This window comes from Streptomyces sp. NPDC028722 (genome assembly GCF_040637655.1).
In the GTDB taxonomy this organism is placed as follows: domain Bacteria; phylum Actinomycetota; class Actinomycetes; order Streptomycetales; family Streptomycetaceae; genus Streptomyces.
In genome coordinates this window covers 1-13,107 of the sequence record NZ_JBEZWU010000062.1, presented here as the reverse complement: position 1 = coordinate 13,107, position 13,107 = coordinate 1, and the positions used below count along the sequence as shown (strand labels likewise).

General features: G+C 65.6%; 10 protein-coding genes and 1 pseudogene. 5 read left to right on the top strand and 6 right to left on the bottom strand.

The window, feature by feature from the left end:
- From AB0F03_RS37215 to AB0F03_RS37205, 3 genes and pseudogenes are all read right to left on the bottom strand, one after another.
- Positions 1-113 (bottom strand): annotated as a pseudogene (locus AB0F03_RS37215) (IS5/IS1182 family transposase); the annotation flags it as partial.
- A 375-nt stretch (positions 114-488) separates the two neighbouring features.
- Positions 489-1,253: an AraC family transcriptional regulator gene (locus AB0F03_RS37210; protein ID WP_362000764.1), complete on the bottom strand. Its 765-nt coding sequence runs from the start codon at positions 1,251-1,253 to the stop codon at positions 489-491.
- Positions 1,254-2,019: 766 nt separating this feature from the next.
- The gene (locus AB0F03_RS37205; RefSeq protein WP_362000761.1) at positions 2,020-2,544 is read right to left on the bottom strand and encodes a hypothetical protein; all 525 of its coding nucleotides are present in this window, start codon (positions 2,542-2,544) and stop codon (positions 2,020-2,022) included.
- Positions 2,545-3,549: 1,005 nt separating this feature from the next.
- Here AB0F03_RS37205 and AB0F03_RS37200 point away from each other — a divergent pair.
- Complete coding sequence (locus AB0F03_RS37200) at positions 3,550-3,834, top strand: hypothetical protein (protein ID WP_362000758.1); 285 nt, start codon at positions 3,550-3,552, stop codon at positions 3,832-3,834.
- On the opposite strand, the gene AB0F03_RS37195 is transcribed toward AB0F03_RS37200, so the two are convergent.
- Positions 3,835-3,960 (bottom strand): hypothetical protein, encoded by a 126-nt coding sequence (locus tag AB0F03_RS37195; RefSeq protein ID WP_362000767.1) that lies wholly within the window; start codon positions 3,958-3,960, stop codon positions 3,835-3,837.
- A gap of 246 nt (positions 3,961-4,206) precedes the next feature.
- Between AB0F03_RS37195 and AB0F03_RS37190 the strand changes: the two genes are divergently transcribed.
- Positions 4,207-5,682 carry a hypothetical protein gene (locus AB0F03_RS37190; protein ID WP_362000755.1) on the top strand — a complete coding sequence of 492 codons (1,476 nt, stop codon included), beginning with the start codon at positions 4,207-4,209 and terminating at the stop codon, positions 5,680-5,682.
- Between the two features lie 158 nt (positions 5,683-5,840).
- Here the strand turns inward: AB0F03_RS37190 and AB0F03_RS37185 are convergent, their stop codons facing one another.
- Positions 5,841-9,179, bottom strand: coding sequence for a hypothetical protein (locus AB0F03_RS37185; RefSeq protein WP_362000752.1), 3,339 nt, complete (start codon positions 9,177-9,179; stop codon positions 5,841-5,843).
- Positions 9,180-9,866: 687 nt separating this feature from the next.
- Between AB0F03_RS37185 and AB0F03_RS37180 the strand changes: the two genes are divergently transcribed.
- The 3 genes from AB0F03_RS37180 (at position 9,867) to AB0F03_RS37170 (ending at position 12,854) form a co-directional block, all read left to right on the top strand.
- Positions 9,867-10,910, top strand: a complete 1,044-nt coding sequence (locus AB0F03_RS37180; RefSeq protein ID WP_362000750.1) for a DUF5677 domain-containing protein — start codon at positions 9,867-9,869, stop codon at positions 10,908-10,910.
- A 148-nt stretch (positions 10,911-11,058) separates the two neighbouring features.
- A complete protein-coding gene (locus AB0F03_RS37175; protein WP_362000747.1) occupies positions 11,059-11,220 on the top strand; it encodes a hypothetical protein in 162 nt (53 codons plus the stop codon).
- 143 nt (positions 11,221-11,363) lie between these two features.
- Positions 11,364-12,854 (top strand): HNH endonuclease, encoded by a 1,491-nt coding sequence (locus AB0F03_RS37170; RefSeq protein ID WP_362000744.1) that lies wholly within the window; start codon positions 11,364-11,366, stop codon positions 12,852-12,854.
- Positions 12,855-12,902: 48 nt separating this feature from the next.
- Here AB0F03_RS37170 and AB0F03_RS37165 read toward each other — a convergent pair.
- Positions 12,903-13,107 (bottom strand): transposase (locus tag AB0F03_RS37165; RefSeq protein WP_362000741.1); only part of this gene is annotated, 205 nt, incomplete at its 5' end.

The following is a 13,107-nucleotide window of genomic DNA, read 5'->3' as shown; positions in this document are numbered from 1 at the left end:
TCGCCGTGCCGACGCCGGCCGCCACCTTGAGGCCGCGATGGCGCCTCCGGCGCGACCCGCTGGAACAGTTCCCACAGCTCGTCCGGCACCAGCCGCTCAATGATCCCCACCACAGCCGACAGCCTACTCAGCCAAATGAGATGACCTCTTAGGCGGCGCGGCCCACGGCGGCGCCCCGACCGAACGGCACGACCATCCGTGACCGAAACAGCGGCCGAGCGAGCCGACAGCGACGAGCAGGCCCTGACAGCCCGACAGCCGGGACAACGGCACACCCTCGGCGAGCAGCCGCCAGTACTCCTCCGGTGTGCCGAGCTCGCCGGGCAGCCGGCCCCCCGCGCCGACACGGAGGACCCGGGAGTGTCCGGTGCGCTACGGCACACCCCTCGCGTCGGCGTGGAAGACGCCGGTCCACGGCGGATTCTTTACTCCTGGCTGCGACTCGCTCATTTTTGAAAACGGCGAGTAGAGTTACGCCGACCGGTGATCTAATTCTCGAAGCTACCTCGGTAGTCAGATGGGGAAACACCCACATACTTTCGAAAAGCGCGACTGAAATGAGCTGCGGTGGCGTATCCACACATTTGGCCGATACGCCCCACAGGATGCTTGCGCGTCCGAAGCCAGTGTTTCGCCGCTTCCATCCTCTGTTGCGTCAGGTATTGGTGTGGCGTCATTCCTGTTGTCTGCTTGAATAGGCGTAAGAAGTGATACCGACTAAGTGACACCTGAAGCGCGAGATCTTCTAGCGTTATACGGGCCGCTAGATGTGCGTGTATATACTCGTGGATCGTCTTCAACTGAGTCACGGTGAGAGGACCTCGAGGCACCGAGACTTTGGGTGCCAGAATGTGCGCGATCAGGTACTGGGCCGCGCACTCTGCATACAGTTCACACGCGCCTGCTTCGCGCGCTTGTACTAGTGCAACAGCGCTTGACGTAATCACCGGATCTGGGTATGCAACGCGAGTAAGGTCGTGCAAATCCGGCCCACTTCCTCGACAATTTTCGTCGAGATGGCGACGAAATGCGGCGAGTGGCAGTGTGATGTTGATGTGTTCGATTGGGCCAACTTGGATAGGTTCCAAGCGTAGATAGACGGAGCGCTGCGGAGGTATCAGGCAGACATCTCCAGCTTTACAAGTCAAGCCCTTCGAGAGTCCTTCGCTATTGTGACACAAGACTCTATAAGCGCCTTGCAAATGGGCGACAATGTGGAAATCTTCACCGGTCTTGTGTTCGACGGCACGCATCGTTGCGGCAATCTTACGTTCCACCTCCAGTGCGTCCCAGGGTGACGTGACGTGAAGCGACTCGAGGTCAGACAATTGTTATCCTGCTTATTGGTAGTTCGTCCTGAATATCAAGATGTAGAGCATCACGATGTGCCGCTTGTCCGGCCATCTTGGCCCCAGACTCGAAACGGCCCACGTGATCGTCATGCCGCTAGGCGGCCGTCATGCTGCGGCGTCCTTGCGATGGCGCATTGAGCGCGTCGGGCATCGGCTAGTCGCTCCGGCCCCAGGCGGCTTTCTGGCCAGTGCGTCTATATATCGGCTCTGTTCGCCAATATGCTGGCGGTGCAGATGTGGAAGCGGAGCGCTTGAGATCCGTTATGCATACCTCGTCCGTTGTCGGCCTGCGACCTTCTCAGCGCAGGACTCACGCCAGGAACAAAGCACGTCTTGTCCCGCATTGCGGATTGGGGATCCCCGACGACTGCCGTGAGAGGGGTGATGGGGCCCCACGCTCGACCTCTCGACCTGCCTAGCCCCAATGCCCCGCCTGCCTTCCCGCTGCGCACCGTGCTCAAAGCAAGCTGTCGCGGATTGTTAACTCAGTTTTCCGCAGCCGATCCGGGTAGGGCGATGCCCTGCGGGAAGCCGGCTGGCTTGGGTAGACTGAGGGTATTTCGCAGTAGGGTGTAGCCGAACCCCGCCCAGACATTGGCGTCGTAGATATCGCAGGCCCGGCCGCTGTTGAAGATTGCGTCGGACAGTAACTAGGTTAGCTCGAAGCTCAAGCCGGCCAGCGCGCAAGGGCCAGTCGGCCGAGGTCACCAAACACGCAGCTGATCAGCGGCAGGAATATCCCGAGCGGGACGAACGTGATGACGCTGGTTATAGCGGTCGCATCCGTGGTGGGGATCGGCACGACGTTGCTCCGGTTCCACAAGTGGATCTGGTTGGCGTACTTCCCCAAGGCCGCGGTGATAGGGAAGAAGGTGATCGACAGTACCGCCGCTGCATAGACAGCTCTGGTGATCCGTAGGGTCGGCTTCCGCTCGGTCCAGCCCGGCCGAGACCGACGTGTGTGCGCAACAGTCACTGCAACAAAGACGGGCACTGCAGGACGCACTATCAAAAAGCTCACACTCAAGTAAGGCCTCCCAGGCGTTCGGGTGTTGATCGGAACGAGCGGCGCGCCCTGGCCGTCGGCGGGTCGCGCTGCGGTGTCCTGGGGCGTCTGGGCGGAGGCGACCGGTACGCCTCCGGCGGCCAGCAACCCTGTTGATATCGCCGCCGTCAGGCGGATCCATGCCATCAGCCAAACACCTCTCGTACAGCTGGGATTCATGCGCTGTCCGACAGAATCTGCTGCGGCGATGAGCATGTCACTGGCCTCTGGTGTCACAACTGCGACATGTCTCAACGGCGCCACAGGGGGGGTGGTCCCCGTAAGGTGTCAGCTCGGCATACCGCCGTGGAGCGGGCGCCCAGGCCGCCGCGCCGCGGACGCCGAGGCGCACCAACTCCGCCATCGATCGCCGCCGCGCTCCGGTCGCGCTGCCCGGCCGCCGCGCGCCGTGGGCGGGTCGGTCGCCGTTGGCGCTCCGATGCCCCGCCCGCCGGGCCGCTGCGGTCCTGTCGGCGGCCGTCATGGTCACCAACAGCACCGTCATCACGGCGATCGTGCTACTCCTTCTGGGTGCAAAAGTCCGGTCTGGGCCGCTGTCACCCGCCGTCGGCCCGGAGGCCAGCAGGCAGCAGGCAGACGATCTCCTCAGCCAGCCGCCCACGGCCAGCACGAGCACACCGAGAACCGAACACCAGCCCTTTGACCTGGCCCTGCCCCCGCGCCCGGTCGCCCTCGCGCCGCGCGCCCGCGCCCGCCTGGCCTCGTGCCCGCGCTTGGCCGTCCTCGCGTCTGCCTGGTCTCTCCTCTAGGCAGCGGTCCGATGACCGCCGTGCCCCTACGCAAGTTCTGTGATTCCAGCTCTGGCAGCTGGGGTAGCCTGTCGGCCGTGTTCGTTGCGTTCCCGCCGCGCCGCCTGCGGCGGGGCGCCACGCATGCGGATGGCCACACCGAACACCGTGCGCTGCCATCGGTGACGCGATCGCGGTGACGTTGCGATGAAGCGACCGTTCCGCGCCTGATCGAACTCACCCGGCACCTGCGGGCGGGGCAGCTGAGCGCGGCGGCTGTGCGTGCCGGTGGTTCGCCGGGACGGCAGCCGGGACTGGTCGGGGAAGGACCCTCCTGGACCGCGCCGTCACAAGGGCGTTCACCCGCCCGATCCCCGAGTTCGCCGGCACGCGAATGCGTTACATGGTCAAGCAGCTGAAGGACACCCGCCCGGTCGCCGACCTTCTGGGCGTGTCTCAGGGGACCGTCGAGCGCTACGCCAACGCAGATCCGCCGGCCCGCCCGGACCTCGCCCGGTGCCTAGCCGATGCCGTACGCGCTCGCTGGCAGCCGCGCGTTCGCGCGCAGGCGCGCCGTCAGGCGGCCACCAGCACCGGTCTGGTGGCCGAGGTCCGTGCCCGGTTCGGGTTCATTGCCGCGCCCGGTACCACCCAGGGCTCCGTCGTTCTCGCGATCGGTGAGGAATGATCACGTGAGTCCGAGGGCGGCCGGCGGCCGGGCCATGTCTCGCTTGTGATGACGCAGGCCCTCGGCGATGTTGTCCCACCCGGTCAGGGGGAGCGCGCCGATGGCCAGGTTCCGCAGTGAGACCATGCCCGCGGCGCACCGGCCGTGCGTACTTGCGAGGCGTCCTCTCCGAACGTCACGTCCCTGACATGGTGCTCACGATTCTCGATAGCCCAGTGCCCGCGAACGCGTTCCGCAAGGTCACCGGACTCGACGAGACCGAGGCCGACTCTTGAAGACTGGGGGGTGCTGGCCTGGGCTTTCATCGGTCTGCCGGGCAGGAGAGGTGTGTCGCTTCCGGGACGGTCGTTCCGACACAGTCACCCTGAGTTCGTGAGCAACCACCCTCTCATCGTCGTGGAGGCCCCGGACGCACGGGGGTTGCGGGCCGTGCGCGTGCGAGGAGAGACCATCGGACGGGTCTGGTCGGCGCGCGGGCTGAGACGCCTTCTCCGGCGGGCGGGCCTGCCTCCGGACGACCTTGATGTCGACGGCCCCGGTCGGGTCCACTGGGAGGCGGGCAAGTCCTCCTGGCCCGACTGTCCATGGCGAAGATGGGCCGCCGGCGCCTTGATGGCGCTGGGCCTCCTGGTCTCGGCCGCGGTCCTCTTTCATGTGGGTACTACGGACGCGTTCAACGCCCTGGCGTACGGCGGTCGTGTCGTGGGCGTCGCCTTCATTGCCGCGGCGCTGGCTGAAGCGGTCGCAGCGCTGGCTGTGTGCGACTACTGGGGCAAGAGGGCCATCCGATACTCGGGCCCGGTCGTCCTGGCGGGCGTCGGCACCGTGCTGGTCACGGATCTGATGTTCCTGATCACACAGATCCAGGGCCGGGATTACACCCCGTTCCTCTGGCTGTGGATCGGCCTGGTGCTTTGGGTGGCCTGGGCGCTGTGGGCTCTGACACGGCAGAAGGTGTGGCAGGCGATCCAGCATCCCAGGGGCATCGCACTGAGCGTTGTGGCGTCCGGAGTCATTGGGCTGGTGAGCCTGACCTATTCACAGATGTACATCCCATACTCCACTCCCGTGAAAATCCCGTTCAGCATCTCGTTCGGCGAATCCACTCTGAGTGCGGACGGTACCGCGCTTCACGTTCCGGCACATGTGGAGTTCCGCAACACCGGTTCGGTGAGGGTCTATGTCGTCGGCACCATGTGGACGGTCCTAGGGTGGCCGACTCAATACTCGGAAAAAGGTATCGGGGAGAGCGACTGGAAGTGGGAGACGTTGCATTACGACCGAACATTCAGGCACGTAAAGTATGCGTCCTCGCGCATGTTGGGCACCGGGAAGTTCGCCGAACCGGGCAGTCGCCTTGACCCGGGGATGGACTTCTCGAACGACTTCGTCATCGATGTGCCGCTGCGATCCGGGCTCGGTCGCGTCGAGATCGACGCGACCGCCTCCTTCGTCCGAGCCGACCGAGGCAAACTGGGAAACAGCTATGCGAGTTCGCGCGAAGTCTCCTGGGACTCGGAAACCGGCAGGCATCTCCGGGATGCCCCGGACTGGCTCACACAGAAAGGAGACGACTTCTATCGCTTCCATTCCAAGATTTACCACAGCAGCGAGATGCTGAACCTGACGCACTCCACGGACTATGCCACGGGCTGGTGGGTGTTTCCGAAAGGGGGAATCGACGTAGCCAAGGGAGACACCAATCCCTGGCTGGACGTTTCCATTTCCCGAGACCCGGAAGGCAAGGAAACGCTGAGCGATTCAGAGCAGGAACCCTACGGAATGACCACAGAAAAACAATCGACTGAACGCACAGTCGATCAGCTCCTTCGGGCCGCGAAGAAGTAGCGCTCCGCGGCCCGGGGCTCCGTCGTTCTCGCGATCGGTGAGGAATGATCACGTGAGTCCGAGGGTGGCCGGCGGCTGAGTCGTGTCCCGCCCGTGATGACGCAGGCCCTCGGCGATCTTGTCCGGTGCGTACTTGCGAGGCGTCCTCTCTCCGGCGGTCAGCCTTCCGTAGGGGTGCGGTTGTTGATGTGGCGGATGGTGTCTGCGGCTGTGCTGCCGAGAGCAGGGTGGTCGCGGTAGGCGGCGAGCAGGGGGAGGGAGGAGTGGTTGCGTATGCGGGCGAGCAGGCGCATCACGGTTGCGGTGCGGTCGTCTGGCCGAGGGTGCGGGAAGAGTGAGGTCAACTGGTCGGGGGCGTGCAGGCCGTGGTGCAGAACGGTGCGGGCCTGGGCGGGGAAGGCGTCGATGATGCGACCGAGCGCGCTGGTGCGGATGTCCTGGGCGAACATGGCGGCGTGCTGGAACTGATGTAGGGGATCGACTGCGGCGTTCAGGAAAGGCCCGGTCAGCTGCTCCCACAGGGGAGCGCAGCGCTCGTCTTGTTCGTGTGGGCCGAGGCCGGGGCAGTTCAGCCAGAACAGGATGTGGCCGTAGCAGCGCCAGGCGTCGGCGTCGGTGCCCTGGTGGCCGTCCAAGAGCGGGGGAGGAGCGGGCAGGTGCGCGGCGCAGCCTTCGATGCCGAGCAGGTGGCAGTTCACGGCATCTTGCCAGAAGGGGGAAGGCACTCTCAGATGGGAGGCCCAGTGCTGCAGGGCGGGTAGCGCATCCGGGTGCTTGTCGCGGATCAGTTCCTTGAGGAAGACGTCTGTGAACAGGGTGGCGTCCCCCTCGCGCACGGCGAAGACCAGTAGCGCGCGGCGGGTGTCTGGGTCCAGGGCATCGATCGCTTCGACGTACGGTGCGGCGATGACTTCTTCGAACTGGCTCTCCAGGATCCTTTGCGCTCGGGTATGCGCGTCGGGCTGGTTCAGATCGGTGAGGAGTGAAGTGATCTCCTCGGTGATCTCGTCGACGGCGTAAGGCGAGGTGATCTGGCCGTAGCGGTGCAGTGCCTCGACGAGCATGGTGGAGACGAACACGTCGTCGGGGTGCAGGCTGTGCAGCAGCTCGATGATCTGGGCTGTGGTGGCTTCGTCCGCGGTGGTGCGGATGCTGGTGAGTAGATCGAGGCCGGCGAACCGCAGCTGGTTGGCGCCGGTGTCCCAGGCTCGGGTGAACAGTGCCGGCGCCAGCGCGGCGGATGTGGGGTCATCCGTCCTCTGCAGGACGTAGCACAGCAGGACGGTCAGTCCGACGTCGGTGTCGTCCAGGGAAGTGATCCATCGCTGTAGTACAGGCGTCCCCACGGGCTGGTGATGGCTTGCCTGCCCTAGATCCGCCCAGGCCAGACGAGCTGCATCCGTGATCACCGCAGCAGGAAGACGAATCTCCCCAGTGGATGGCGTCGGTCCGTTCAAGGCAGCGGCGATCAGGCGCGGTACCGCGTGCCGAGGGTGCCTCGCAGCACGCACGGCTCCGCGCAGGAACGCCTGGTCGGTCTCCCTCAGAAGCCGAGCCAGCGGCTCCAGCAGGCGCCCGTCGCGGATGGTGGTGCCGATAGCGCGGAACACTGCCTGCTCGTAACCGCTCCAGGATTGCGCCGGTCTCACGGTGTAGGTGCTGTCGGTGCACACGACCTGGCTGGTGGCCGCCGCCTCGGCAGCGGCCTGAAGGCATTGCCGGGCCTCGGCCAGCACCGCCTCGTCGGCCAACGGCCCCAAGCGCCCGCGGAACGCCTCAGTGAGCACCTCGATCTCGGACAGCTTGCGCAGCAGACCACGTACCGCTTCCAAATCGCTCTGCAACGCCACCGCCCAGGCAGACAGCTCACGACGGTGCGGCCGGCCCAGTTCACCGGCCAGCTCCGGCACGCCCGCGCAGCGCCACATCAAGGCTTCGGCGGCCAACAGCTGGGCGTACCACTCGTGCCGGAACTCCACCCGCTGGTGGCGCACCCGCACCACAGACGCTTCCAACGCCTCGTCCACCGTGCTCACGGCCACTTTCTGCGCGGCCAGCAACTGCGCTGCGCTGCGTCGCGCTTCGGCGAGCGGCAGCCACCCGGCCAGCCGCTCATCCATCAGCAGCGCCCAGCGGTGCAGCACCTGCCGCGTGACCGTCGGCTGGGAGAGGTGCTGCAGCTGCTCGCCGAGATGGGCCTCCAGCAGGGCGGCCCGACCCGCTCCGTGAGGCAGACGTTGGGCGAGCTGCGCGGCCAAGGACAACTCGAAGGCAGTATCGAATGCCGCGCAGTCCGCCTCGTCGGGCCCGTGCGCTGCTTGGTCGGCCCTGTGGGAGCGCAGTAGTGCCGTGTGCTGCTGCGGGTTGGGATCGGCTGTTCTCAACCGGGCACCACTCAGCGCCGCGGGCACGTGCACGAACTCCTGGCTGCTGATCACCACTGTCGCCCCGACACGGAGGCACCACGAACTGACCTGCTGTATCAGCCGCTCCTGTAGCTGGGAGGGGCACTCGTTGACCGCGTCCACGAGCAGCACGATCGGTAGCTGCCGTTGCCGGGCGGCCTGCACCAGGACCTGCGCCTCATGTGGGCTGAAGGGGGACACACATTCATCAAGGCTGCTTCCCAGCTGCCCCTCATAGACGCTCGCCCGTAGCAGGATCGCCAGCCAGCCCGCCTGCAGCAGTCCGAGAGCCGTGTGCGTCAGGGTGTGGCTCTTGCCCGTCCCCGAAGGGCCGACGACCTGGACGTGACGCCCGGGCCGCAGCCATGCCGCCAGCTCCGCCGACGACACCCGCTCTGCACCGTCCTGGTCCGCCAAAGTCAGCGGAACCAGCTCGTGCAGGTCCCCCCTCAGATATACGTCTAGGTAGGCCGAATAATCCTTCAGCTCCTGACGGCCAGCCGCACGAGCGCTGTCGGCCTCCTCCTGTGCAGGCAGAGGTCGGCAGAACACTCGCATCGTGTGCTCGCCGAAGAACCGCCGCACCAGACCCGGCAGTGTGAAGAGCATGTCGGACAGCTGCTGCCGCCCCCACAGATCGATCACCAGATCCTGGTACTGTCCGCGCAGTCGTGCCAGCTCCAGATCGACCTTGGTGTCACGGACATCCGCCGTGGTCACGATCACTAGACGTCGGGCTCCGAAGGGCCGGCTCCCGTTGGCGTAAGTGAGCACCGCCTTGCGCAGATCGGAGGCGGCGAACCTCTCGTACTTCTTCGCTTGATACACCGTGGCAGGGCCTGAGGCGAAGGACGCGACGACGTCGACCCCGTCCTGCGCCTGACCATTACGCCCGAATGGGCGGGCCTCCACGGCGTGGTCGACCTGGACCGCCAGCGCTACCACAAGATGCTCCAGGGCCTCCCAGGACAACTCCTGTGTGTGAAGCAGCAAAGGCGCCGTAGCCGTCAACGGCGACGGCACCGGCAGCACCGGCCCCGCCGACCCATCATCGGCCCGGAAAAGGACGTCACTGCTGTCATCGCTGGCCATCGCGAACTCCGCCCCCTGTTCAAGCACATGCAATCTGGTGGCTAACTGTCTCCTGGGTCCAACCGGCCGATCCATAGTGCTGGGTGACCCCTTAAAAGAGGGCCACGACGTACGTAGTCGCCGTCGCCGTCGGCTACAGCATCCTGCGCCGCACCCTGTGCCGTGGCTGCGTAGGTTTCAGGCGAGGGCACATGTCGGTGGATTTTGCGTAACTCGTCAGCCGATCAGGGCCACAGGCAGTGGTCTGCTCGCCGAGCATCCGGCGAGGTCGTCGCGCGTTACGCCTCGGCCTGGTGGCAAGAAGACTGCTGATCGGGCATTTACGACAAGTAGGCTGCCTCCCAGGTGACCAGCAGGCTGCTTCGGCCAGGCCCTTCTGCCAGCGTATTCGGCTCTACCGGTGACAACTATCGAGCCCCGGCACGTCACCGTAAATGAGGGGTGATCTTCTGAATGCCATGGCTAGGGTTCGAGGATGGCGACCAGTAGGAAGCGGAAGAAGAACCCGCGAAGGCGCCCCGGCGCCATGGAGGCGGGGAACCTCAGGCACGACACGTAACATCCCCCAAGCGCCGACTGAGCCCGTCATTCAAACTGCTGGGCGAGATCGCTACAGCGGCGGAGCAGGCCGTCCGGACGACGCCAAACCCCGGTGATCAGCTTGTCCGTTTCGACATAGAAATCTTGATGCGCGGCGCGAACAGCGTGAAGGCGGTCCGGGTTCTGCTGGAGCAGGGGCACTGGGAGCATGCAGTGGGCGTGACCCGCCAACTGTTCGAGCTGCTGGTGAACATGGAGTACCTGGGCGCGATGCAGGACCGGCAGCAGGGAACTTTGCTCTTTGTACGGTTCGGAATGCTCCAGATGCTGCTCGCTCAGCAGCGCAGAGGAGTGTACGAGGAGGAAAAGGGGCACCTGGTCGACGCCGAACTGGCCGCGATGGTGGAGGACCACCTGGCGAACGCCTTTACGGACTTCCGGGCGAACACCAGGAATGGCTCTGTGAGGTGGGTATCGAGCTGGTGCCGGAAGAACACCTCCGAGTTGGCGGATGCATCTGCCGATCCAATGCGGCCCTACCAGTACAACATCCTGTACCGCGTGTGGTCGGAGCAGGCTCACGCCACGCCTGGCGCCTTGATGGCCGACCTGTTCCGTGAGGCCGACGAGGGATGGGAGGCGGTGGAGCTGACCCTGCAAGCACTCCGCGGGCTCGCGTACGCTCACGCGGCGCCGGTGCCGGTACGGCTCGCGGACGGCACCGAGGCAGTGCACCTGGGGCTGGTGCACCGGGACCTCAAGCCGCAGAACCTGCTGCTGACCGGGACACCGGACGCCATCACTCTGAAGATCGCGGACCTCGGCCTGGCCAAAGCGTTCGATAGCGCCGGTCTGTCCGGTCACACCCTGACCGGTGCGATGGGCGGCAGCCTCGCCTTCATGCCACGCGGTCAGGTGATCGACTTCAAGTACGCCCAGCCCGAGGTGGACCTGTGGGCGGTGATGGCCTGTCTGTACTGGATGCTCACTGGCCGCGCACCCCGCGACTTCCCACCGGGCGCCGACCCTGTGGCCGTCGTGCTGCGTGAGCCGCCCGTCCCGATCCGCGACCGCCGTCCCACGCTGCCTCCCCGGCTCGCCGAATTGATCGACGCCACGCTCGTCGACCAGCCCGGCATCACGCCCACCACGGCCGACGACCTCGCCAGCGCGCTGCTGGAGGCGCGCTGAGCGACCCCGCGCCTCAACAGGGGTCCTTCGCGCTCGGCGACTACCGGCACGGCCGCAGTGACATCGACGTCACGGTCGTCGTAGAGGGCCCTCCTCCGCCCGCGGCCCTGCGGGAACTGGCCGACGCCCTCGACCATCGCCGGCTGCCGTGCCCACGTGCCCGGCGGCGGGGCTGGATCTGGTCATCTACGCGGTGGACTTCGCCCGTGCTCCGTCCGGAGAGGCCGGCTACCTGCTGGATCTCAAAACAGGCGCCCAGCTGCCGGGCCGGGCCGCCTTCGACACGGCCGGGGCACCGTCGTTCTGGTGAGCCGATCAGCTGACACCGCAAAGGTGTGATCATGTTTGTGCACTACAACCGGGGGAGCCTTTGACGGCGGTTTCAGCAGACCGTCAGCGCACGGCCTCCGCGGCAGTACGCACCAGAGCCAAGACAAGAGAAGGAGAAGCGGGATGTTGGACGCCGACCACCTGCCCGGCCCCTTGGGAGACCTCGCCCGGCAGGTACATGCCCGCAGCGGAATCGACGCGCTCGATGCCTTCGCCGCGGCAGTGTGCTGGTGGTCGACGGCCGTCGCTCCCACGGTGCAAATGGATAGGCCTGTACTGGTGTGGGGAGTTTTCCTGTGCGATGAAGACCAGCAGGCCCCCTCCCTGGCCAGGACGCTGCGGCAGGTCGGGCTCGAGGACGAAGCTTGGGGCCCGCCGCGCACAGTGTCGTCCACGGGCGAAAAGGAGGTATTTAAGGCCGTCGACGCTCTTTTGAAGACGGTAGATTCTGAGAACGAGCGGTCCCTGCTGCTGACCGGCGATCCGTTGCATCAGCCTTTCTCAGGGCGCCGGATCAGTCTGGACGACTACGACTTTCTGCGGATGGCCTGGGATGGCGAGGAGTACCGGCCCTACGAGTGGCAGCAGTCCACGTCCATGGCGCCGCCTCCCTTGGGAGTGCTCTGGGAGACTTCACGGCAGGCATGGCAGCACTCGACCCGTCGCGTAGACACAGCCACCGTGTCCCGGCTCATGATTTTCCGGCGACGGCCCACTGCCGCAATCGCGGAGTCCGCCGATGTGGGTGGCGCCAGCGCGGCGCTGGCTGACCTTGCACAAGCGCGAGTGTGGGCCGTCGATCAGCGTCCCCGGGTGTCCCTGGACGCCATGGCCGCGAAGATGCTTTCCGTCGTTCGCGGCTGCGAGATGGCCTTCGACAACCTGGGCCCTGCCAACGCACTCGTCCGTGTCCATGCCCACATCCATCGCATCGCCGCCGTCCTGGCGTTGGCCGAGCGCAGTTCCGTGATCCGACGCCAGCACCTCCAGGTGGCGTGGACTCTGGCGCAGCGCTCCTGTCTGGATCTCCAGACGCTGCTCGGGCCACCTGGGGCCGAAATCGGGAAGGTGATCGAGAACGTCAATGGGCAACTGCACACTGTCGTCCGCCAGCCTCGCGAGAATATCGCCAGTCCGCTCCGCGGCGCTGGGCCCGCACTGAGCCCTGCAAGCACCGGGGGCACCACGGTGGAGCAACCGCCGGGCACAACCGAGGCCGAGGCCGCCCCTGTTCAGCGCCGGTCGCGGCTCGTGGACAGCCAGGTGCGCGACGGTGTCATCGTGAAGACCGTCAAGCAGTGGTACAGCAACCGCTGCCAGATGTGCGGAACCGTGCTGCGCGTTCCCGGGTCAATCGGGGCCTACAGTGAAGGCGCGCACATCCAGGCCGTTGGGCATCCCCATAACGGTCCGGACCGGATTGAGAACCTGCTGTGCCTGTGCCCGAACTGCCACATATTGTTCGACAACGGGGCCTTGTACCTTACCGACGACCTGCACGTCATCGACTCCTTCACGAACCGCTCCCGATTCCAATTGACCGTCGACTCCCGGCACGACATCAACATCGCTCACGTCCGCCATCACCGCGAGTACTGGACCACCGGCAACTGACGGAAGGGCAGTAAGAGGTCGTTTTATCCTGGTGTTTCATCCCGGAATCTACTGTTTAGCCTGTGGTGCCGGGTCGCGCCAGGAGATGACGTTCTCGCCGGTGAGGCGGCGGGCCATGAGGTCGGTCATGGCGATGTGAATCATGGCTTCGGAGCGGGCGGACAGGGTCTCGTAGTCACGGGCGAGACGTCGGTGGAGCATCAGCCAGCCGTAGGTCCGCTCGACCGCCCACCGCTTCGGGATCGGGGTGAAT